Origin of the sequence: Serratia sp. BW106, from assembly GCF_002607755.1 — a bacterium.
Lineage (GTDB): Bacteria > Pseudomonadota > Gammaproteobacteria > Enterobacterales > Enterobacteriaceae > Serratia > Serratia proteamaculans.
This window is the reverse complement of record NZ_MCGS01000005.1, coordinates 35,553-56,257: the sequence shown is the minus strand read 5'-3', so window position 1 is coordinate 56,257 and position 20,705 is coordinate 35,553. Positions and strand designations below refer to the sequence as shown.

Here is a 20,705-nt window from a genome sequence, read left to right as displayed (position 1 = left end):
TATGTCGCTGGCAAAAGCATCGATTTGGACCGCCGGTTCCACGCTGATCAAGATTGGCGTGGGACTGTTGGTGGTGAAACTGCTGGCGGTGGCGTTTGGCCCCAGCGGGGTTGGGCAGGCGGGTAACTTCCGCCAGTTGATTACCGTGCTGGGCGTGCTGTCCGGTGCCGGGATTTTTAACGGCATCACTAAGTACGTTGCCGAATACCATCAGGATCCGCAGCGGTTGAAACTGGCCGTCGGCACGGCGTCAACTATCGTGCTGGGCTTTTCCACGCTGTTGGCGCTGGTGTTCTTGTTCGCGGCAGAACCGATCAGTATCGGGCTGTTCGGCCATGCTGATTACGTTGGCGTGGTGCGGGCGGTGGCCTTTATTCAGATGGGCATTGCCTACGCCAACCTGTTTATGGCGGTGCTGAAGGGCTACCGCGATGCTATGGGCAATGCGCTGGCGGTGATTGGCGGCAGCCTGATTGGCGTGGTGGCCTACTACCTGTGCTTTAAGCTGGGTGGCTATGAAGGCGCGCTGGCGGGGTTGGCGTTGGTACCGGCATTGGTGGTGTTGCCCGCCGGCTTTATGCTGTGGCGGCGCAAAACCCTGCCGCTGAGCTATCTGGCGCTGGCATGGGACAAGGCGCTGGCCAGCCATCTCGGCAAGTTCACCATCATGGCGCTGATCACTTCAGTGACGCTGCCGGTGGCCTATGTGATGATGCGTAACCTGCTGGCCCGTGATTACGGTTGGGATGAGGTGGGGATTTGGCAGGGCGTCAGCAGCATTTCTGACGCGTATCTGCAGTTTATCACCGCTTCCTTTACCGTCTATTTGCTGCCGACGCTGTCGCGGTTGAAGGAAAAAAGTGCCATCTCTCAGGAGATTGTGCGCTCGCTGAAATTTGTGCTGCCTGCGGTGGCGGCGGCAAGTTTCACCGTCTGGCTGCTACGCGATTTCGCCATCTGGCTGCTGTTCACGGACAAGTTCGTCGCAATGCGCGATCTGTTCGCCTGGCAACTGGTGGGGGATGTGCTGAAGGTCGGTGCCTATGTGTTTGGTTACCTGGTTATCGCCAAGGCGTCGCTGCGTTTTTATATCCTGGCCGAAGTCAGCCAGTTCCTGCTGTTGACGCTGTTCTCGCATTGGTTAATCCCCTTGCACGGCGCGCTGGGTGCGGCACAGGCTTACATGGCAACCTACATTGTGTATTTCACGCTCTGTAGCTGCGTATTTATTCTTTATCGTAGACGAGTATGACTACACTGATTCACGTATTGGGATCTGACATCCCGCATCACAATCAGACGGTGCTGCGTTTCTTCAACGACGTGTTGGCGAAGCGCCTGCCGTCCGATCAGACACGCCATTTCATGGTGGCCGCCAAAGATGCCGCCGCCTTGGGGCCGTTCCCTGAACTGAACATTGAATATCATCCGGATAAGAAAAGCCTGGCGATGGCGGTGATTGCCCGTGCCCAGGCCGATCGCAAGACGCGTTTCTTCCTGCACGGTCAGTTTAACCCGACGCTGTGGTTGGCATTGCTGAGCGGTAAAATCAAAGCCCAGCAGGTGAGCTGGCATATCTGGGGCGCCGATTTGTATGAAAACGCCACCAGTTGGAAATTCCGCCTGTTCTATTTGCTGCGCCGTATTGCACAGGGGCGGGTGGGGCACGTATTCGCGACCCGTGGCGATGTGATCCACTACCAGCAGCGACATGCCCGCGTACCGGCCTCCCTGCTGTATTTCCCGACGCGGATGGATCCGGCTTTGACCGGTGTCAGCGTAGAGAAAAATCTGGCCGGGCCGATGACCATTCTGGTGGGGAACTCCGGCGATCGCACCAACCGCCACGTTGAGGCACTGAAAGCGATTCACCAGCAGTTTGGCCCAGATGTGCGCGTGATCCTGCCGATGGGCTATCCGGCTAATAACGACGCTTACATTGAACAGGTCCGCGCTGCCGGGCTGGCGCTGTTCAGCGCCAAGAACCTGCAGGTACTGACGCAGCAGGTGGCGTTCGACGACTACCTGAATATCCTGCGCGAGTGCGACCTCGGCTACTTTATCTTTAACCGTCAGCAGGGGATTGGCACGCTGTGTCTGCTGATCCAGTTTGGTGTGCCGTTCGTGCTGAGCCGACAGAACCCGTTCTGGCAGGATTTGGCGGAGCAGCACTTGCCGGTGTTGTTCTATGGTGATTCGCTGGATGAGGCGGTAGTGCGTGAAGCGCAACGCCAGCTGGCGTCCGTCGATAAGCAGGCGATTGCCTTCTTTAATCCCAACTACGTTGATGGCTGGCAACAGGCATTAACCTTGGCGGCAGGGGATAATTCATGACGCTGGCGCAATTTGGCGGGTTATTTGTCGTCTACCTGATCGGTGCGTTGTTTGTTCTGACGTTGACCTACCAGGAGTTTCGGCGCGTTCGCTTTAATTTCAACGTCTTCTTTTCGCTGCTGTATTTGCTGACGTTTTACTTCGGCTTCCCGCTAACCTGCCTGTTGGTGTTTCAGTTTGACGTTGAGGTGGTGCCGGTAGAATTCTTGTTGTACGCCATCCTCTCGGCCACTGCGTTTTATGCGATTTACTACGTCAGCTATAAAACCCGGCTGCGAAAGCGTAGCGTGCAGCCGCATAAACCGGTATTCAGCATGAACCGGGTTGAAACCCATCTGACCTGGATCCTGCTGGCATTGGTGGCGATGGTTACCGTCGGCATTTTCTTCCTGCAAAACGGCTTCCTGCTGTTCAAACTCAATTCTTACAGCCAGATCTTCTCCAGTGACGTGTCTGGCGTAGCGCTCAAGCGGTTCTTCTATTTCTTCATTCCGGCGATGCTGGTGGTGTATTTCTTGAAGCAAGATCTGCGAGCCTGGTTCTTTTTCCTGGCGGCGACGGTGGCTTTTGGCATCCTCACTTATGTGATTGTCGGCGGCACCCGCGCCAACATCATTATTGCCTTCTCACTGTTCCTGTTTATCGGCATTGTACGCGGCTGGATCTCGCTGTGGATGTTGGTGGCCGCGGGCGTGTTCGGTATTGTCGGCATGTTCTGGCTGGCGTTAAAGCGCTATAGCCTGGACGTCAGTGGCCCCGAAGCGTTTTATACCTTCCTTTATCTGACGCGAGACACTTTCTCGCCGTGGGAAAACCTGGCGTTATTGCTGCAAAACTACGACAAGATTGATTTCCAGGGGTTGGCGCCGATAGTGCGTGATTTCTACGTGTTCATTCCAGCCTGGCTGTGGCCGGGCCGACCGGACACGGTGTTGAACACCGCCAACTATTTCACCTGGGAAGTCCTGAATAACCATTCCGGCCTGGCCATTTCACCGACGCTGATTGGTTCGCTCGTGGTGATGGGCGGCGCGTTGTTCATTCCTGTTGGCGCGGTGCTGGTGGGGATGATCATCAAATGGTTCGACTGGCTGTATGAAATGGGCAAAAGCGAGTCGAACCCTTATAAAGCCGCCATATTGCAGGGTTTCTGCTTTGGTGCGGTATTCAACATCATCGTATTGGCGCGAGAAGGGGTGGATTCGTTTGTCTCGCGGGTGGTGTTCTTCTGCCTCATTTTCGGCGCCTGTTTGCTGATGGCAAAATTGCTGTATTGGCTGTTTGATACTGCCGGATTGATTAAGGTGCGGGTGCTGCGTTCGCGAACGCTGAGTCGTCCTGCTTCATCCGTGCAGGCCGACGGCCTTTTGTAAGGGTAATAACAAGATGGAAGCAAAAATCTCGGTGCCCAAATACGAGCTGCGCGGTTTCAGCCTGTGGGGATTTCGCGATATGGCGCAGTGCATGGATTTTCTGTTCGACGGTGGCCACGTAAAGCGAGGCACGCTGGTCGCCATGAACGCCGAAAAAATTCTGACGGCGGAACAGGATACTGAGCTGCATGCCTTGCTGGATGAGGCCGAGTACAAGTATGCCGACGGTATCAGCATGGTACGGTCAATTCGCCGGAAATATCCGGGAGCCGATGTGTCACGCGTAGCCGGAGCCGATCTGTGGGAAGCGCTGATGCAACGCGCCGGGCGTGAGGGTACGCCGGTGTTTCTGATTGGCGGCAAGCCGTCGGTGCTGGCAGAAACCGAACAGAAGCTGCGTAGCCAGTGGAATGTGAATTTGGTCGGTAGCCAGGACGGTTATTTCAAGCCGGAACAGCGTGAGTCGCTGTTTGAGCGTATCCGCGCCAGCGGTGCCGCCATAGTGACGGTTGCCATGGGGTCACCGAAACAGGAAATCCTGATGCGTGACTGTCGCAAGGTACACCCCCAGGCGTTGTATATGGGCGTAGGCGGGACCTACGACGTGTTCACCGGGCACGTGAAGCGTGCACCCAAGGTTTGGCAGAACCTCGGCCTGGAGTGGCTCTATCGGCTGCTCAGCCAGCCGAGCCGCATCGGGCGCCAACTGCGGTTGCTGAAATTCGTGAGTTACTATTATCGCGGCAAGATGTGATGAAGGTGCCGGGGCGGATTATTCTGTCCCGGCGCAACAAGTTGTTCAAATAACCTGCTTTGTGGCCAATTTTCCAACATTCTATAACCTCAGCCGCTAAACCCCCTTGTGTTTATTCCATAAAGTTTTAACTTGCGGTTTGCTTATAGCGGCAAAATGCGAAACGATACCGCCCTGAAATTACCCCCAGCTGTTGGCGCCTGATACGGCCGCGCTGAACGACGTTTTTCTCGCCGTAAGATAGCCCCATCACAAGTTGATGACCGCCAACGCGGCGGGAGATGATTTACGCTATTTTTCATTAAAACAATAACGACCGGTAACGGCCGGCATGCAGACACAATCAAAAGAATATTATCGAGGATTTATGCCACACACTGAAAAACCGCAAGGACTACACCGGGGGCTGGAAGCCCGGCATATCGAGCTGATTGCTCTGGGCGGCACCATTGGTGTCGGCCTGTTTATGGGCTCGGCCAGTACGCTGAAATGGGCGGGGCCGTCGGTGTTATTGGCTTATATCATCGCCGGGCTGTTCGTGTTCTTTATTATGCGTTCGATGGGCGAGATGCTGTTCCTGGAGCCGGTCGCGGGCTCCTTTGCTGTTTATGCACATAAATACATGAGTCCGTACTTTGGCTACCTGACTGCCTGGGGCTATTGGTTTATGTGGATTGCCGTCGGCATCTCGGAAATTACCGCCATTGGGGTCTACGTGCAGTTCTGGTTCCCGGAGATCCCGCAGTGGCTACCGGCGCTGATCGCCGTAGCGATGGTGGCGTTGGCTAATGTGGCGGCGGTACGCCTGTACGGCGAGCTGGAGTTTTGGTTTGCCATGATCAAGGTGACCACCATTATTGTGATGATTTTGGTGGGGCTGGGGGTGATCTTGTTTGGTTTTGGTAACGGGGGGCAGCCTATCGGTTTTGCCAACCTGACCGAACACGGTGGTTTCTTTGCCGGTGGCTGGAAGGGTTTCCTGTTTGCGTTGTGCATTGTCGTGGCGTCCTATCAGGGGGTTGAACTGGTCGGTATTACCGCCGGTGAGGCCAAGAACCCGCAGGTGACGCTGAAACGCGCAATTAATAATATCCTGTGGCGCATCCTGATCTTCTACGTCGGCGCCATTTTTGTCATTGTCACCATCTTCCCATGGAACGGTATTGGCACCGCAGGCAGTCCGTTCGTGCTGACCTTTGCCAAAATCGGCATCGTTGCCGCCGCCGGTATCATTAACTTTGTGGTGCTGACCGCCGCACTCTCTGGCTGCAACAGCGGCATGTATAGCGGGGGGCGTATGCTGTACGCGTTGGCCAAGAACCGTCAATTGCCCGCCTCGCTGACCCGACTGTCTGCCAGCGGCGTGCCGGTGAACTGTATTGCCGTGACCATCGCCTGTTTGCTGGTCGGTTCCTGCTTGAATTATCTGATCCCCAATCCGCAGGCGGTGTTCGTCTACGTTTACAGTGCCAGCGTGCTGCCGGGCATGGTGCCGTGGTTTGTGGTGCTGATCAGCCAGCTGTATTTCCGCCGCGCCCACAAGGAAGCGATCAAAACCCACAGCTTTAAGTCGATTATGTTCCCCTATGTGAACTATCTGACCATCGCTTTCCTGGTCTGCGTGCTGATCGGCATGGGAATTAACCCGGATACGCGTATTTCTCTGCTGGTCGGGGCAATATTCTTAGCGGCAGTCAGTCTGTGCTACTTTGCTTTCGGTATGCACAAGAAACATCATCCGGCTGAAAAACGGACAGAAACCCAGCAATAACCGGTCAAAAGGGGCTACGGAGAGCCCTTTCCTGCGCGGGAGTGAGCAAAGCGTAATCAAACGCAACATTTCTGCGAAAAAGCACTAGACAGGATTGGGTTAAAACCGTAGTATCCCCTCCCGCAACGGCGCTATGCGCCCGTAGCTCAGCTGGATAGAGCGCTGCCCTCCGGAGGCAGAGGTCTCAGGTTCGAATCCTGTCGGGCGCACCATTAAGTTTGTGTGCAAGAGCTGCGGTGGTAGTATTACCGCGTGAAGTTAAGAAGTAATGGTGGCTATAGCTCAGTTGGTAGAGCCCTGGATTGTGATTCCAGTTGTCGTGGGTTCGAGTCCCATTAGCCACCCCACTTCCTAAGAGAAGTGAAGAATTGTAAGCTGTTTTGTGACTGTGCGAAGGTGGCGGAATTGGTAGACGCGCTAGCTTCAGGTGTTAGTGTTCTTACGGACGTGAGGGTTCAAGTCCCTCTCTTCGCACCACACACAAAATGTCTAATAAATTTAATATTTACATAGACATAAGCGACAAAATTCGGTAGTATCTGCAACAAGAAATCGGCGAGTAGCGCAGCTTGGTAGCGCAACTGGTTTGGGACCAGTGGGTCGGAGGTTCGAATCCTCTCTCGCCGACCACATTCAAGAAAACCCGCTTTTAGCGGGTTTTTTTACATCTGTAGTTTATAGGATGAGCACCTCCGAAGGAGGTTTGAGCCGAGCGCAGCGAGACAACGTTGCTTTAGCAACGGCCCGCAGGGCAGCATCGCAGATGCAGTCATCCTCTCTCGCCGACCACCTTCAGAAAAGCCCGTTCAGCAATGAACGGGCTTTTCGCTTTCTGCCATTCAGTAAACCTCACTTTTAACTTCCTGCGGTCCTGCTTTTTGTTTCTGGAGCCGTGTTGGCTTTCAGCGACATCGGCACGGCGCATTGTCGCCAGGTTGAGACATATAACATCATGATTTAATACGATAAAAATCACTTTGGCTTAAGTCGTCGTTATAAGGCGACATATCTGCTGGGGTCAGGGAGAGGGTGGGGTAATACCCGATGAGAGGCGATAAATTTAATATGACGCTTAAATTGCTTTTAATTCATAGTGTTAGTTTATTTCCTTCAGGCTGAACGGCACTTCTCCCAAAGTTGGCACGCCAAGTGCAATATCTATTCCGTAGATGCTCATTCCACCTCTTATGTTCGCCTTAGGCTTCATAAACCCTGGGAATGACGCAGAGCCGATTTAGGGTGCCTATTGCCCACCAGAACGATGTCAGCGTTGCTAGCAACCCGACATCACACTCCGGGCATAACGTTGAGTGAGGCACCGCCCCTGTTGTCCTAGACCTGATTGCTTTTTTATACACTTGCCACCGCGGCAAGTGTTTTTTTTTGCCGGTAGATAATCGACAGGCGAAAAAAAAGCGCGGCATCAATGCCGCGCTTTGATCACTCGATATTGCCGCTATGAATCGCCGTTCTGCTTCAGGGTCAACATCAGGCCTTCACGACGCATCTGGGCAGCCTCATCGGAACGGTGCAGCTTATCCAGTACGTCCGCCAGCCAGGCGTAGTCGTAGGCATCCGGACGCTGTTTCAGCGCTTCCCGGAATGCATCGGCAGCCTGTTGCCACTCACCGTGTTTCATCAGCAACTGACCCAGCGTGCTGTTCAGCAGCGGTGTGGCGCCATGCTGTTTCACCTGCTGGCGCAGCGCTTTCTCCAACTGTTGCGGATTGCCGGACTTCAGACGCGGGATCAACAGCACCAGACGCTCATCGTATTGGCGCTTCAGGCTATCGAGCACAATTTCCTGTGCCAGCTCGTGGTCATTGCATTCGATCAGGTGATCCACCATCGCAATTTGCAGTGGAACTTCATGGCGCGTTTTGCGGCTTTGATCTTTCCACCAGCGTTTCAGACCGTCGCTGCCTTCATCTGCCATGGCCTGATTCATCAGGCCAATATAGGCCTGCTGCTGCAGGGCCTGCAGTTCAGCCTCGGTATGCAGGTTAATCTTGCTCATCGACGGCAGGATCTCCAGCAACGAGGCAAAAGCGCCGGTGCGCAGATAAGCCAGTTCCGCCAGACGCAACACTTCCGGATGACGCGGTGCCTGGTTCAGCAGGCGATCGACACCGTGACGTGCAGCATGGTTTTCTCCCTGCGCCAGTTGGATGCGCACGCGGGTGATATCTACCGGCAACTGGTCGGTGTCGGCGGCTTCGGCGGCACGTTCCAGGTACTGGTTAGTGCGGAAGTCGTCACCGCGTTGCTGCGCTGCCTCGGCAGCCAGCAGGTAGTTCACCACCGGCTGTTCGGCGTGATCGGCATTGCGCGTCAGCAGTTTTTCGACCTGCTTGTAATCGCCTTCGGCCAGTTTGATCAGCGCGGCCTTGGTTTGCTTGCGCGCGCGGCTGCGTTTACGGCCCAGGAACCAGCCGCGGGTACGTGCGCCGGTGCGGAAGACGCGGCGCAGGATCCATTCGATCACCAGCAGCACGACAAACAGCAGGACGCCCATGATCACCAGGCCGGTGACGCTGGTTTCGATATTGTAGTTATCGGTCTGAATCAGCACATAGCCCTGATGGCCGGCCAACATCGGCCCGACCACCACGCTTGCGATCAGCACCAGGAACAGAAATAGCACGCGTAACATGGCTTATCCCTCCTGGTGGGCAGCAGGGGACTGGGTCATCAGATTACGCACCCGGGTCTGCATCAGTTTTTCCAGCAGTGGCTGGCTTTTCAGCTGATCCGGCACGTCCATGGTGATCGACTGCTGGCTCAGGGTATCCAACTCTTCCAGGAAAGCTTTCGTGGCCGGGTCGGTAGTATCGAAATAGGCGCGGACCCAGGTAGAGATGGTTTCCAGCGACTGTTTATACACTTCGTTCTGGTGGCGTGGAATTGCCTGCGCGGCCACCAGCAGGCGTGAACGGATATTTTCACGCAGGTAAATATCCTGATTCGGTGCCAGCAGCGGTTCGGCACTGCTATCACGGCGGCGAACGGTAATAAAGTCGGCCATAAAGTTGTGCCAGCTTTTGGTCAGGTTTTGCCGCCACTCGCCGATCGAACTGGATAGCTCGCTGCTGTCCTGATCCATCGGTGATTCGTCATTGTCGTTATCCGCCAGGCGCAGGTTATCAACCTGATTGGATAACTGATTGGTCTTGAGAATGATGCCGTCGAAATCTACCTGGGTCAGAGTGGACAGCGTGCTGACGTCTTCGGTAATCGCCCGGCGCACTTCGAGCAGGCTCGGATCGTTCATGTCTGCCAGGCTGGCATCGGCGCTTTTCAGCAGAGCGGCGGCGGTGGTGACGTCCTGAGCGCTCCACAGTTTACGGCCGGCCATTTTCACCAGGAAATCGGCCTGTGCCAGTAACCAGGTCTTGGCATCGCTGCCGGAGATGATGGCGACTTTTTCTTGCAGCTCATTCAGTTGTCGCGTCAGGGTCGCTTGCTCGCGGTCAGCGGCATCCAGCGTTTTACCCTGTTGCTGCAACAGTCCTTCCAGCGCGCTTCTTTCCTGCTGTTGGCTCTGCTTCAGCGCTTCCAGCTGTTGCTGCAAGGTTTGATTGGCGGCGATCAACTGCTGTGCCTGTTGATGTGTGTGGTAATAGCCGCCGGCGCCCAGGGCAATGACCAGCACGATGGCGATCGCGCCCAGTACTGGACCGGTATTTTTACCTTTACGCTTGTCAGCGTCGGGTGGCTTGGGGCTATCAGCCACTGGGGTTGGCTCTTCAACCGGGGCGGAGGGGGTATTTTGTTCCGTCATAGTGGCACATCCCATAGTCAGGTTTATTGTAGCGCGCGGATCAGCGCGTCATTATCGGCGTTATCAGCTACCCGAATTGTGCTCCAGCCCAATTCCTGGGCGAGGGTAGCCAGGCGTTCGCTCACCACTACCAGGCGGCAACGCAACAGCCACGATGAACGGTAGTAATCAGGAACTAAAGTATAGAGCTGTTGTAACATTTCACCGCTGGTGACTACCAGCGTATCAACACCGGCACGCTGCCAGTGGGCGCTTTGCTCGCTGCCATCATAGTGCACCGGGCTGCGTTGATAACATTCATAATAGCTGACGGCGGCACCACGTTCACTCAGGCTGTTGCCAAGCAGCTCGCGCCCGCCGTTGCCGCGCAGGATCAGCGCCTGCTTGCCGTCCAGCTTCTGTAAGGCAGGTAATAGAAGCAGCGTTTCGCTGATCTCCTGCTCACGTGGGTACTCCACCGGCAGGCTGCTGATGCGGTGCATCGCCAGCGCGGTGTTGCGACCGATAGCATAATAGGCCAGCCTGGCAGGCCATGGCAGCCCAACGCGACCCATCACCGAGTTGGCGTAGCTGACTGAATGCTGCGACAGGATAAACACCAAATCGCCATCATTAAGTTGCTGCAGCGCCTGTGGCAGTTTGGGCAGATCGCCGCCTGGGGCGAAGTCGATCAACGGGGCATGATAGGCAACCCGGCCGAGCGCGCGCAGTCGGCTCACCAATTGCTCTCCCGAAGGAGAAGGGCGGGTTACCAGGATCGTCATGCCGGGGGATTCCCTTGATAAACATCCTGCAGAATTTCACGGGCGCCCTGCGCCAGCAACTCTTCCGCCAGCTCAACGCCCATTTGCTCCGCTTGCGCTGCGGGGCCGCGACGTTCGCCACGTACCATCTGGCTGCCGTCCGGGGAGCCGACCAATGCACGCAGCCACAGGCTGTCGCCATCCAGTTCGGCATAGCTGCCGATCGGTACCTGGCAACCGCCTTCCAGTCGGGTATTCATCGCCCGTTCGGCGCGAACACGAGTTTCGGTTACGGCGTGATTGAGTGGAGCCAACAGCGCGCGGGTGGTTTCATCGTCAAGGCGGCATTCAATGCCCACTGCACCCTGACCGACGGCCGGCAAGCACTCTTCCGGGCTCAGCGGGCTACGGATGCGTTGTTCCAGGCCCAGGCGTTTGAGCCCGGCGACCGCCAGAATAATGGCGTCGTAGTCGCCGTTGTCCAGTTTTGACAACCGGGTACCGACGTTGCCGCGCAGGTCACGCACGATCAGGTCCGGACGACGTTCACGTAACTGGCACTGACGGCGCAGGCTGGAGGTGCCGACCACGCTGCCCAGCGGCAGTTGATCGAGCGAGGCGAAACGATTGGATACAAATGCGTCACGCGGATCGTCGCGCTCACAAATGGTCACCAAACCCAGGCCCGCGGGAAAATCTACCGGCACGTCTTTCATCGAATGGACGGCGATATCCGCGCGGCCATCCAGTAACGCCAGCTCAAGTTCCTTAACAAACAGCCCTTTACCGCCGACTTTCGCCAGCGGCGTATCCAGAATAATGTCGCCCTGCGTGACCATCGGTACCAGTTCGACCTGCAGGCCAGGGTGGCTGGCCATCAGACGCTGCTGCACATAATGTGCCTGCCAGAGAGCGAGTGGGCTTTGTCGGGTGGCAATTCGAATAATTTTGTCTAACATGCTTGTTACCGTTTTTATAATTCGCTGTTCATCCTACCACTGAGTGTGAAAACTGTCAGTGCAAGAAGCCACAGGCGAATAAAGGACAACGGAATCAACGGGACGTGTGATGTGTTTTGGGGCAGTTAACACTGCGGGTAAATCGTTTGGAGTGGCGCAACAATAATAGTGAAGCGTTACCTCCTTTACGGTCAATCAGCAAGGTGTTAGATTGATCACGTTTCCAGCAATAAGTTGCCAAATATTCTTCCAACACTAACGGCGCTTATGGAATACGGGTTTTTTTCTAAATACCGGGATAATCAGGCGAGACGTCTTGTACCTCTACATCGAGACACTGAAGCAGAGACTGGATGCGATCAATCAATTACGCATCGATCGCGCCCTAGCGGCCATGAAGCCCGCGTTCCAACGGGTATACAGTCTGCTGCCTACCTTACTGCACCACCACCACCCACTGATGCCAGGTTATCTGAACGGTAACGTTCCCCATGGCGTCTGTATCTACACGCCTGATGAAACCCAGCAAGAATACCTCAACGATTTAGAAGACAAATGGGGCAGCCCGTTTGACAAGCTGGCCAGCGGTGAACTGCCGATTACCGGGGTTTATTCGATGGGCAGCACGTCGTCGATCGGCCAGAGTTGCAGCTCGGATCTCGACATCTGGGTGTGCCACCAGTCCTGGCTGGACAACGAAGAGCGTAACCGCCTGCAGCAGAAATGCAGCCTGTTGGAAAAGTGGGCGGCGTCGATGGGGGTGGAAGTCAGCTTCTTCCTGATCGATGAAAACCGCTTCCGCCATAACGAAAGTGGCAGCCTGGGCGGTGAAGACTGCGGTTCCACCCAACATATCCTGCTGCTGGACGAATTTTACCGCACCGCGGTGCGCCTGGCCGGCAAACGCATTTTGTGGAACATGGTGCCGGGCGAAGAAGAAGCGCATTACGATGAGTATGTGCTGTCGCTGTACTCGCAAGGTGCGCTAACGCCGAACGAGTGGCTGGATCTCGGCGGCCTGAGCACGCTGTCGGCGGAAGAATACTTCGGCGCCAGCCTGTGGCAGCTGTACAAAAGCATCGACTCGCCTTACAAGGCGGTGTTGAAGACCCTGCTGCTGGAAGCCTATTCCTGGGAATACCCGAATACCCAGCTGTTGGCGATGGACATCAAGCAACGCCTGCATCAGGGCGAAATCGTCTGCTTCGGTCTCGACTCCTACTGTATGATGCTCGAACGCGTTACGCATTATCTGAATGAAATCAACGATACCACCCGCCTCGATCTGGTCCGCCGCTGTTTCTACCTGAAAGTCTGTGAAAAACTTTCGCGCGCTAATGCGTGCGTCGGCTGGCGTCGTGAGATCCTCAGCCAGTTGGTCAGCGAATGGGGCTGGGACGAAGAGCGTCTGGCGATCCTGGATAACCGCGCCAACTGGAAAATCGAACGGGTGCGTGAAGCGCACAACGAACTGTTGGATGCGATGATGCAAAGCTATCGCAACCTGATCCGCTTTGCCCGTCGTAATAATCTCAGCGTCAGTGCCAGCCCGCAGGATATCGGCGTGCTGACCCGCAAGCTGTACGCCGCGTTTGAAGCGCTGCCCGGCAAGGTGACGTTGGTGAACCCGCAGATCTCGCCGGACCTGTCAGAAGACGATTTAACCTTTATTCACGTGCCGATTGGCCGCGCCAACCGCACCGGCTGGTACCTGTACAATCAGGCACCGGCCATGGACTCGATCGTCAGCCATCAACCGCTGGAATATAACCGCTACCTGAACAAACTGGTGGCCTGGGCCTATTTCAACGGCTTGCTGACGCCGAAGACCCGTTTACACATCAAGAGCGGCAATCTGTGCGACACCGCCAAACTGCAGGAACTGGTGGCCGACGTGTCGCACCACTTCCCGCTGCGGCTGGCCGCACCTACGCCAAAAGCCTTGTACAGCCCGTGTGAAATTCGCCATCTGGCGATTATCGTCAATCTGGAAAACGATCCGACCGCCGCCTTCCGCAATCAGGTGGTGCATTTCGATTTCCGCAAGCTTGACGTGTTCAGCTTCGGCCAGCAGCAGCAATGCCTGGTGGGCAGTATCGACCTGCTGTACCGCAACTCCTGGAACGAAGTGCGTACTCTGCATTTCAGCGGTGAGCAATCGGTGTTGGAAGCCTTGAAGACCATTCTTGGCAAAATGCATCAGGACGCCGCCCCGCCGGAATCGGTAGAAGTATTCTGCTACAGTCAGCATCTGCGCGGCCTGATCCGTACCCGCATCCAGCAATTGGTGTCGGAGTGCATTGAACTGCGCCTGTCGAGTACCCGACTGGAGCCGGGCCGCTTTAAAGCGGTACGCGTTGCCGGTCAGACCTGGGGCCTGTTCTTCGAACGGTTAAGCGTATCGGTACAGAAGCTGGAAAACGCGGTGGAATTCTATGGCGCTATTTCCAACAACAAATTGCACGGCCTGTCGATCAAAGTGGAAACCGATCAGGTGCATTTGCCGCCGGTTGTGGATGGCTTCGCCAGTGAGGGGATCATTCAGTTCTTCTTTGAAGATACCTCGGACGACAAGGGCTTTAACATCTATATTCTGGATGAGTCGAACCGGGTTGAGGTTTACCACCATTGTGAAGGCAGTAAAGAAGAGCTGGTGCGTGACGTCAGCCGTTTCTATTCTTCCTCGCACGATCGCTTCACCTACGGCTCCAGCTTTATCAACTTCAATTTGCCGCAGTTCTACCAGATAGTGCAGCTTGATGGCCGCACTCAGGTGATCCCGTTCCGCAGCAACGTGTTGTCGAGCCTGTGTGTACCGCTGACCGATGGCGCCGCTCAGCCGCTGAAACAGCAGTTCCAGCTACACTGACATTACAGGGGCTCGCGTTTGCTGAACCCCTGTGAATGCCGTTATTTTCAGGCAAATTTCACTGCTTCGCCTGCCTGCGCGCTGGCAGCTTCGCTCAGCAATGGGTAGAAGGCGCGATCGCTGCGATCGCAGAGCCACACGCCATCACGGTAGTTAAAGTGATAGCCGCCGGTCTTGGTCGCCAGCCAAACCTGATGCAGTGGCTCCTGGCGATTGATGACAATTTTGGTGCCATTTTCGAAGCTTAACGTCATTACGCCGCCGTTAGTTTCGTAATCGATATCCGCATCGCCAGCAAAATCGTCCAGTGTCTCTTCAATATTAAGCATCAGTTGGTCAGCTAACTGGTGAAACTCACTGTCGTTCATATTCAATTCCTATTGCTTTTCATGATCCACCTGCGATTATAGAGACCTTGGACGCATGAATTACAGGCATTAATGCAAATGAAAAAACAACTACGCTATGCGCTGATGGCAGTTCTGCTTGCCGGGCTCTCCGGCTGTGGTCTGAAAGGCCCGCTGTACTTCCCTCCAGCCGATCCGGCCAGCACTAAGAAACCGGCCACTCAGGTTCAGACTGGCGAGCAGGTACAGAAAAATCAGCAGGAACTTTCCAGCTCTCAGCAAAAACCGTCGATGAGCGCTCAGTAACACCTTGTTTGCGGCGGCACAGGCCACCGCAAACCAAGACGGATAGCGGAGTATGATATGCAGTTCTCCAAAATGCACGGTCTGGGCAACGACTTTATGGTGGTCGATGCCGTTACACAGAATGTCTATTTTTCACCCGAGCTGATCCGCCGTTTGGCCGATCGGCACCTGGGCGTTGGCTTTGACCAGCTGCTGGTGGTAGAACCGCCTTACGATCCGGAACTGGATTTCCACTACCGTATTTTTAACGCTGACGGCAGTGAAGTGGCGCAGTGCGGTAACGGCGCTCGCTGTTTTGCCCGCTTTGTGCGGCTGAAAGGGCTGACCAACAAGCGCGATATTCGCGTGAGTACCCAGACCGGGCGTATGGTGCTGAGCGTCACCGATGATGATCTGGTGTGCGTGAATATGGGCGAGCCGAACTTCGATCCTCAGACTGTGCCCTTCCGCGCGACCAAAGAAGAAAAGACTTACATCATGCGTGCGGCGGAAAATACGGTGCTGTGCGGCGTGGTGTCGATGGGCAACCCGCATTGTGTTTTACAGGTAGATGAGGTAAAAACCGCCAAAGTGGAGTTGCTCGGCCCGGTGCTGGAAGGGCATGAACGTTTCCCTGAGCGGGCCAATATTGGTTTTATGCAAGTTGTCAGTCGTGAGCACATCAAACTGCGCGTGTATGAGCGCGGTGCCGGCGAAACCCAGGCCTGCGGAAGCGGTGCCTGTGCGGCGGTGGCCGTGGGGATCCAACAGGAATTGCTGTCAGAAGAGGTGCATGTAGAACTGCCGGGCGGCAGCCTGCATATTCGCTGGAAAGGACCGGGCAGCCCGTTATTTATGACCGGCCCGGCAACCCATGTATATGACGGATTTATTCATCTATGAAGAGCGTTGAGGACCAGGCTGTCGCAGGCATTGAGCTTGACGACGACGCCGTGATGCAGTTTCTGCTGCAAAACCCGGATTTCTTTATCCGCAACGCGCGGTTGGTGGAACAGATGCGCGTTCCCCATCCCGTTCGCGGTACCGTGTCGTTGGTCGAGTGGCATCTGGCCCGCCAGCGTAATCATATCAACCGGCTGGAAGAAGAAATTACCCTGCTGATGGAGCAGGCCAGCGCCAACGAAACGCTGTTTGCCAGCCTGCTGCATTTACAGGCCAATCTGGCCACCGCCGACAGCCTGCAGGATATGCTCAACCGCCTGCAGCGTTGGGCGCGCGGTTTCGGTTTGGCCGGTGCCAATATCCGCCTGTTTTCCGAAAGCTGGAAAATCGGTGCGCCTTCCGATTTCACCCATCTTGCCCTGTCGCGTTCGTCGTTTGAACCGCTGCGCATTCAGCGCCTGGGTGACCAACAGCATTTCCTCGGCAGCCTGAATGGCCCTGAGTTGCTGTTGTTGCTGCCGCAGGCCAAGCTGGTCGGCTCGGTAGCGCTGTCGATGCTGGGTGAAGACGGCGAGCTGGGTATGGTGATCTTCAGCAGCCGCGATACGCAACACTATCAACAAGGCATGGGCACGGTGATGCTTAATCAACTGGCGCGCATGTTACCGGAACTGCTGGAACGCTGGGTCGAACGCGCATGACTCCGTTGGCGGCCAGCCTGCAACAGCCGGTGGACGCTTTTTTGCGCTATCTGAAGGTCGAGCGTCAGCTTAGCCCGCTCACCCAGTTGAGTTATTCACGTCAACTGCAGGCGCTGATGGCACTGGCGCAGGAAATAGGCGTGACGGAGTGGCCGGTGCTGGACGCCGCCAAAGTCCGCCAGCTTGCAGCGCGCAGTAAGCGCGCCGGGCTACAGTCATCCAGCCTTGCGCTGCGCCTGTCGGCGTTGCGCAGCTTTCTCGACTGGCAGGTCAGCCAGGGCATGCTGATTGCCAACCCCGCCAAAGGGATCCGAACGCCACGCAGCGGCCGTCATCTGCCGAAAAACATCGACGTCGATGAAATGAATCAGCTGCTGAATATCGATCTTAACGATCCCCTGGCGGTACGCGATCGCGCCATGCTCGAAGTCATGTACGGTGCCGGGCTGCGTCTTTCTGAACTGGTGGGGCTGGATTGTCGCCATGTCGATCTGGCCGCCGGTGAAATCTGGGTGCTGGGTAAGGGCAGTAAGGAACGTAAGCTGCCGGTGGGGCGGACTGCGGTGACCTGGCTTGAACACTGGCTGGCGATGCGCGATCTGTTCGGGCCATCGGACGACGCGATGTTTCTGTCCAATCAGGGCAAACGCATCTCGACCCGTAACGTGCAAAAGCGTTTTGCCGAGTGGGGCGTCAAACAGGGCGTTAACAGCCACATCCATCCGCACAAGCTGCGCCACTCGTTTGCTACCCATATGCTGGAGTCCAGTGGCGACTTGCGAGCGGTGCAGGAACTGCTCGGTCACGCCAACCTGACCACCACCCAAATCTACACCCACCTCGACTTTCAACATCTGGCCAACGTGTACGATGCCGCGCATCCACGTGCCAAACGGGGGAAATCCTGATGCATTTTTATCGTCCGTTGCGACCGCTGGCGGCGCTGACCTTTGATCTGGACGACACGCTGTACGACAACCGGCCGGTGATCAAACAGACCGAGCTGCAGTCGGTGGCCTTTCTGCAGAACTATCATCCCGGGCTGAACCACTTCCAGTCGGCGGATTTTCATCGCCTGCGCCAGGAACTGCGTGAACAGGATCCGGAGATTTATCATGATGTCACCCAGTGGCGCTGGCGCGCTATCCATTTGGCGCTGAGCCGTCAGGGGCTGCGTGATGCCGAAGCTGCCGACGGGGCCGATGCGGCGATGCAGAACTTTGCGCTGTGGCGCAGCCGTATCGAAGTACCGGACGCGACCCATGCCACTCTGAAGGCGCTGGGCGAACGTTTCCCGCTGGTGGCGATCACCAATGGCAATGCCGATCCGGCGCTGTGCGGGCTGGACGGTTACTTCCAGTTTGTGCTGCGTTCCGGGCCGGATGGCCGCGCCAAGCCCTATCAGGACATGTATCAACTGGCCGCTGAGCGGTTAGGCGTTGCCCCTGAAAGCATTCTTCACGTGGGTGATGATTTGACCACCGACGTCGCCGGGGCATTGCGCTCCGGCCTGCAGGCCTGTTGGATCAACGACCGCCAGCGCAGCCTGATGCAGGCCGCCGACAGCCGTCTGCTGCCACATATTGAGATTTCGCAGTTGGCATCGCTGACAGCATTGTTATAATCCCTGCCAGAACTCTGTATAAATTCCCAGTGGAATCGCGTCCCTGACGCGCTTTCCCTTACCAATTAATGGTGCCTATGGACGTTTCCGATCTGCTCGACAGCCTGAATGAAAAACAACGCGAAGCCGTGGCGGCGCCACGTGGCAACCTGTTGGTACTGGCCGGCGCGGGCAGCGGTAAAACCCGGGTACTGGTGCATCGCATTGCCTGGCTGCTGTCGGTAGAGAACTGCTCGCCGTATTCGATTATGGCGGTGACGTTCACCAACAAAGCGGCGGCGGAAATGCGCCACCGTATCGAACACCTGATTGGCACCAGCCAGGGCGGCATGTGGATCGGAACCTTCCACGGCCTGGCTCATCGGCTGCTGCGTGCTCATCATTTGGATGCCAACCTGCCGCAGGATTTCCAAATCCTCGACAGTGACGACCAGTTCCGCCTGCTTAAACGCATCGTCAAAGCGCTGAATATCGATGAAAAACAATGGCCGCCGCGTCAGGCGATGTGGTACATCAACGGCAAAAAAGATGAGGGCCTGCGTCCACAGCACGTTGAAACCTACAACAACCCGGTGGAGGCGACCTGGCTGCGAATCTACCAGGCCTACCAGGAAGCCTGCGATCGCGCCGGGCTGGTGGACTTTGCCGAACTGTTGCTGCGCGCCCATGAGCTGTGGCTGAACAAGCCACATATCCTCAATCATTACCGCGAACGCTTCACCAACGTGCTGGTGGACGAGTTTCAGGATACCAACAGCATCCAGTATGCCTGGATCCGCCTGCTGGCCGGCAATAACAGCAACGTGATGATTGTCGGTGACGATGACCAGTCGATCTACGGCTGGCGCGGCGCTCAGGTGGAGAATATCCAACGCTTCCTGAAGGATTTCCCCGGCGCGCAAAGCGTGCTTTTGGAACAGAACTACCGTTCGACCAGCAATATCCTGAAGTCGGCCAACACCCTGATCGCCAACAACGGCGGCCGCATGGGTAAAAACCTGTGGACCGAAGGGGGCGAAGGCGAACCTATCTCCATCTACTGTGCCTTTAACGAGCTCGACGAGTCGCGCTTTGTGGTGGGCCGTATCAAAGCCTGGCAGGAAAACGGCGGTGCGCTGAATGACTGCGCCATCCTTTATCGCAGTAACGCCCAGTCACGCGTGCTGGAAGAGGCACTGCTGCAAACGGCGATGCCATACCGCATTTACGGCGGGCAACGCTTCTTCGAGCGTCAGGAGATCAAAGATGCCCTGGCCTACCTGCGGCTGATAGCCAACCGCAACGACGATGCTGCCTTCGAACGCGTGGTGAATACGCCGACGCGCGGCATTGGCGACCGCACACTGGACGAGGTGCGCCGCACGGCCCGCGATCGTCAATTGACCATGTGGCAGGCCACCCGCGTGCTGCTACAGGACAAAGTGCTGGCCGGGCGTGCAGCATCCGCGCTGCAACGCTTTACCGAACTGTTGGACTCACTGGCGCACGAAACCGCCGATATGCCGTTGCACGTCCAGACCGACCGGGTGATCCGCGACTCGGGGCTGTTCATCATGTATGAGCAGGAAAAGGGCGAAAAAGGTCAGGCACGTATCGAAAACCTTGAAGAGCTGGTGACGGCAACGCGTCAGTACAGCTATCAGGATGAAGATCAGGATCTGATGCCGCTGCAGGCGTTTCTGTCACACGCTGCGCTGGAAGCGGGCGAGGGGCAGGCCGATGCCTATCAGGACGCAGTACAGTTGATGACCCTGCACTCGGCCAAGGGGCTGGAGTTCCCGCAGGTGTTTATCGTCGGTATGGAAGAGGGGATGTTCCCGAGCCAGATGTCGCTGGACGAAGGCGGCAGGCTGGAAGAAGAGCGCCGCCTGGCCTACGTTGGTCTGACCCGCGCCATGCAGAAACTGACGCTGACCTATGCCGAAACACGTCGTCTGTACGGCAAAGAGGTTTATCACCGGCCTTCACGTTTCATCGGCGAACTGCCGGAGGAGTGTGTGGAAGAAGTGCGTTTGCGCGCCAGCGTATCGCGCCCGGTGAGCCATCGTCGCATGGGCACGCCGATCAGCGAAAACGACACCGGTTACAAGCTGGGCCAGCGCGTGCGCCATCCCAAGTTTGGTGAAGGGACCATCGTCAATCTGGAAGGCAGCGGCGAACACAGTCGGTTGCAGGTTGCTTTCCCGGGTGAAGGGATCAAGTGGCTGGTGGCTGCCTACGCCCGTCTGGAGACGGTGTAAGCTCTGGTACTAACAGGGGCG

The 20,705-nt window shown here is 56.4% G+C and carries 17 protein-coding genes, 4 tRNA genes and 1 other RNA gene; 17 read left to right on the top strand and 5 right to left on the bottom strand.

Annotated features, from left to right (window positions below; genetic code table 11):
- Nucleotide 1 precedes the first annotated feature (1 nt).
- The 10 genes from wzxE (at nt 2) to BEI65_RS03695 (ending at nt 7,021) form a co-directional block, all read left to right on the top strand.
- Nucleotides 2–1,252, top strand: coding sequence for a lipid III flippase WzxE (gene wzxE / locus BEI65_RS03740; RefSeq protein ID WP_099062187.1), 1,251 nt, complete (start codon nt 2–4; stop codon nt 1,250–1,252).
- On the top strand, nt 1,249–2,334 hold the full coding sequence (locus BEI65_RS03735) for a TDP-N-acetylfucosamine:lipid II N-acetylfucosaminyltransferase (protein ID WP_099062186.1): 1,086 nt from the start codon (nt 1,249–1,251) through the stop codon (nt 2,332–2,334). Before wzxE ends, BEI65_RS03735 begins: the two co-directional genes overlap by 4 nt.
- Complete coding sequence (wzyE, locus tag BEI65_RS03730; RefSeq protein ID WP_099062185.1) at nt 2,331–3,707, top strand: ECA oligosaccharide polymerase; 1,377 nt, start codon at nt 2,331–2,333, stop codon at nt 3,705–3,707. The genes BEI65_RS03735 and wzyE overlap by 4 nt, the downstream gene beginning before the upstream one ends.
- 13 nt (nt 3,708–3,720) lie before the next feature.
- Nucleotides 3,721–4,461 (top strand): lipopolysaccharide N-acetylmannosaminouronosyltransferase, encoded by a 741-nt coding sequence (gene wecG, locus BEI65_RS03725; RefSeq protein WP_099062184.1) that lies wholly within the window; start codon nt 3,721–3,723, stop codon nt 4,459–4,461.
- Nucleotides 4,462–4,828: 367 nt separating this feature from the next.
- Nucleotides 4,829–6,232: an amino acid permease gene (locus tag BEI65_RS03720; protein ID WP_099062183.1), complete on the top strand. Its 1,404-nt coding sequence runs from the start codon at nt 4,829–4,831 to the stop codon at nt 6,230–6,232.
- Nucleotides 6,233–6,367: 135 nt separating this feature from the next.
- Nucleotides 6,368–6,444: transfer RNA gene (locus BEI65_RS03715), tRNA-Arg, on the top strand.
- Between the two features lie 59 nt (nt 6,445–6,503).
- Nucleotides 6,504–6,579 (top strand) — tRNA-His (locus tag BEI65_RS03710).
- A 43-nt stretch (nt 6,580–6,622) separates the two neighbouring features.
- A tRNA-Leu gene (locus tag BEI65_RS03705) sits at nt 6,623–6,709 on the top strand.
- A gap of 76 nt (nt 6,710–6,785) precedes the next feature.
- Nucleotides 6,786–6,862, top strand: a tRNA-Pro gene (locus tag BEI65_RS03700).
- A 31-nt stretch (nt 6,863–6,893) separates the two neighbouring features.
- Nucleotides 6,894–7,021: non-coding RNA, RtT sRNA (locus tag BEI65_RS03695), on the top strand.
- 667 nt (nt 7,022–7,688) lie between these two features.
- Here BEI65_RS03695 and hemY read toward each other — a convergent pair.
- From hemY to hemC, 4 genes are read right to left on the bottom strand one after another with little or no spacing between them, the layout of a single operon-like run.
- The gene (gene hemY / locus BEI65_RS03690) at nt 7,689–8,885 is read right to left on the bottom strand and encodes a protoheme IX biogenesis protein HemY (protein ID WP_099062182.1); all 1,197 of its coding nucleotides are present in this window, start codon (nt 8,883–8,885) and stop codon (nt 7,689–7,691) included.
- Nucleotides 8,886–8,888: 3 nt separating this feature from the next.
- Entirely contained in the window at nt 8,889–10,013 is a 1,125-nt protein-coding gene (gene hemX, locus BEI65_RS03685) for a uroporphyrinogen-III C-methyltransferase (RefSeq protein ID WP_099062181.1), read from the bottom strand.
- A gap of 23 nt (nt 10,014–10,036) precedes the next feature.
- On the bottom strand, nt 10,037–10,777 hold the full coding sequence (gene hemD / locus BEI65_RS03680; protein ID WP_099062180.1) for a uroporphyrinogen-III synthase: 741 nt from the start codon (nt 10,775–10,777) through the stop codon (nt 10,037–10,039).
- Nucleotides 10,774–11,715, bottom strand: coding sequence for a hydroxymethylbilane synthase (gene hemC / locus BEI65_RS03675; RefSeq protein ID WP_099062179.1), 942 nt, complete (start codon nt 11,713–11,715; stop codon nt 10,774–10,776). Before hemC ends, hemD begins: the two co-directional genes overlap by 4 nt.
- Before the next feature lie 316 nt (nt 11,716–12,031).
- Between hemC and BEI65_RS03670 the strand changes: the two genes are divergently transcribed.
- On the top strand, nt 12,032–14,584 hold the full coding sequence (locus BEI65_RS03670) for a class I adenylate cyclase (RefSeq protein ID WP_085116477.1): 2,553 nt from the start codon (nt 12,032–12,034) through the stop codon (nt 14,582–14,584).
- A 47-nt stretch (nt 14,585–14,631) separates the two neighbouring features.
- Here BEI65_RS03670 and cyaY read toward each other — a convergent pair whose 3' ends face one another.
- Nucleotides 14,632–14,952 (bottom strand): iron donor protein CyaY, encoded by a 321-nt coding sequence (cyaY, locus tag BEI65_RS03665; protein WP_099062178.1) that lies wholly within the window; start codon nt 14,950–14,952, stop codon nt 14,632–14,634.
- A 78-nt stretch (nt 14,953–15,030) separates the two neighbouring features.
- Here cyaY and BEI65_RS03660 point away from each other — a divergent pair, with 78 nt between their 5' ends.
- From BEI65_RS03660 to uvrD, 6 genes are all read left to right on the top strand, one after another.
- Nucleotides 15,031–15,237 (top strand): lipoprotein, encoded by a 207-nt coding sequence (locus tag BEI65_RS03660; RefSeq protein ID WP_017891271.1) that lies wholly within the window; start codon nt 15,031–15,033, stop codon nt 15,235–15,237.
- Nucleotides 15,238–15,294: 57 nt separating this feature from the next.
- On the top strand, nt 15,295–16,119 hold the full coding sequence (gene dapF, locus BEI65_RS03655) for a diaminopimelate epimerase (RefSeq protein ID WP_099062177.1): 825 nt from the start codon (nt 15,295–15,297) through the stop codon (nt 16,117–16,119).
- Nucleotides 16,116–16,820 (top strand): DUF484 domain-containing protein, encoded by a 705-nt coding sequence (locus tag BEI65_RS03650; protein WP_099062176.1) that lies wholly within the window; start codon nt 16,116–16,118, stop codon nt 16,818–16,820. The genes dapF and BEI65_RS03650 overlap by 4 nt, the downstream gene beginning before the upstream one ends.
- A complete protein-coding gene (gene xerC, locus BEI65_RS03645; protein ID WP_099062175.1) occupies nt 16,817–17,728 on the top strand; it encodes a tyrosine recombinase XerC in 912 nt (303 codons plus the stop codon). Before BEI65_RS03650 ends, xerC begins: the two co-directional genes overlap by 4 nt.
- Nucleotides 17,728–18,444 (top strand): 5-amino-6-(5-phospho-D-ribitylamino)uracil phosphatase YigB, encoded by a 717-nt coding sequence (yigB, locus tag BEI65_RS03640; protein ID WP_099062174.1) that lies wholly within the window; start codon nt 17,728–17,730, stop codon nt 18,442–18,444. Before xerC ends, yigB begins: the two co-directional genes overlap by 1 nt.
- A 77-nt stretch (nt 18,445–18,521) precedes the next feature.
- Entirely contained in the window at nt 18,522–20,684 is a 2,163-nt protein-coding gene (uvrD, locus tag BEI65_RS03635) for a DNA helicase II (RefSeq protein WP_099062270.1), read from the top strand.
- The last annotated feature ends 21 nt before the right edge of the window (nt 20,685–20,705 follow it).

What these genes read in the sequence shown, in the direction of transcription:
- hemC (WP_099062179.1), bottom strand. Translation starts at nt 11,715, where the DNA reads ATGTTAGACAAAATTATTCGAATTGCCACCCGACAAAGCCCACTCGCT.
- wzxE (WP_099062187.1), top strand. Translation starts at nt 2, where the DNA reads ATGTCGCTGGCAAAAGCATCGATTTGGACCGCCGGTTCCACGCTGATC.
- xerC (WP_099062175.1), top strand. Translation starts at nt 16,817, where the DNA reads ATGACTCCGTTGGCGGCCAGCCTGCAACAGCCGGTGGACGCTTTTTTG.
- hemX (WP_099062181.1), bottom strand. Translation starts at nt 10,013, where the DNA reads ATGACGGAACAAAATACCCCCTCCGCCCCGGTTGAAGAGCCAACCCCA.
- wecG (WP_099062184.1), top strand. Translation starts at nt 3,721, where the DNA reads ATGGAAGCAAAAATCTCGGTGCCCAAATACGAGCTGCGCGGTTTCAGC.
- wzyE (WP_099062185.1), top strand. Translation starts at nt 2,331, where the DNA reads ATGACGCTGGCGCAATTTGGCGGGTTATTTGTCGTCTACCTGATCGGT.
- BEI65_RS03720 (WP_099062183.1), top strand. Translation starts at nt 4,829, where the DNA reads ATGCCACACACTGAAAAACCGCAAGGACTACACCGGGGGCTGGAAGCC.
- BEI65_RS03660 (WP_017891271.1), top strand. Translation starts at nt 15,031, where the DNA reads ATGAAAAAACAACTACGCTATGCGCTGATGGCAGTTCTGCTTGCCGGG.
- yigB (WP_099062174.1), top strand. Translation starts at nt 17,728, where the DNA reads ATGCATTTTTATCGTCCGTTGCGACCGCTGGCGGCGCTGACCTTTGAT.
- BEI65_RS03735 (WP_099062186.1), top strand. Translation starts at nt 1,249, where the DNA reads ATGACTACACTGATTCACGTATTGGGATCTGACATCCCGCATCACAAT.
- BEI65_RS03650 (WP_099062176.1), top strand. Translation starts at nt 16,116, where the DNA reads ATGAAGAGCGTTGAGGACCAGGCTGTCGCAGGCATTGAGCTTGACGAC.
- cyaY (WP_099062178.1), bottom strand. Translation starts at nt 14,952, where the DNA reads ATGAACGACAGTGAGTTTCACCAGTTAGCTGACCAACTGATGCTTAAT.
- hemY (WP_099062182.1), bottom strand. Translation starts at nt 8,885, where the DNA reads ATGTTACGCGTGCTATTTCTGTTCCTGGTGCTGATCGCAAGCGTGGTG.
- uvrD (WP_099062270.1), top strand. Translation starts at nt 18,522, where the DNA reads ATGGACGTTTCCGATCTGCTCGACAGCCTGAATGAAAAACAACGCGAA.
- hemD (WP_099062180.1), bottom strand. Translation starts at nt 10,777, where the DNA reads ATGACGATCCTGGTAACCCGCCCTTCTCCTTCGGGAGAGCAATTGGTG.
- dapF (WP_099062177.1), top strand. Translation starts at nt 15,295, where the DNA reads ATGCAGTTCTCCAAAATGCACGGTCTGGGCAACGACTTTATGGTGGTC.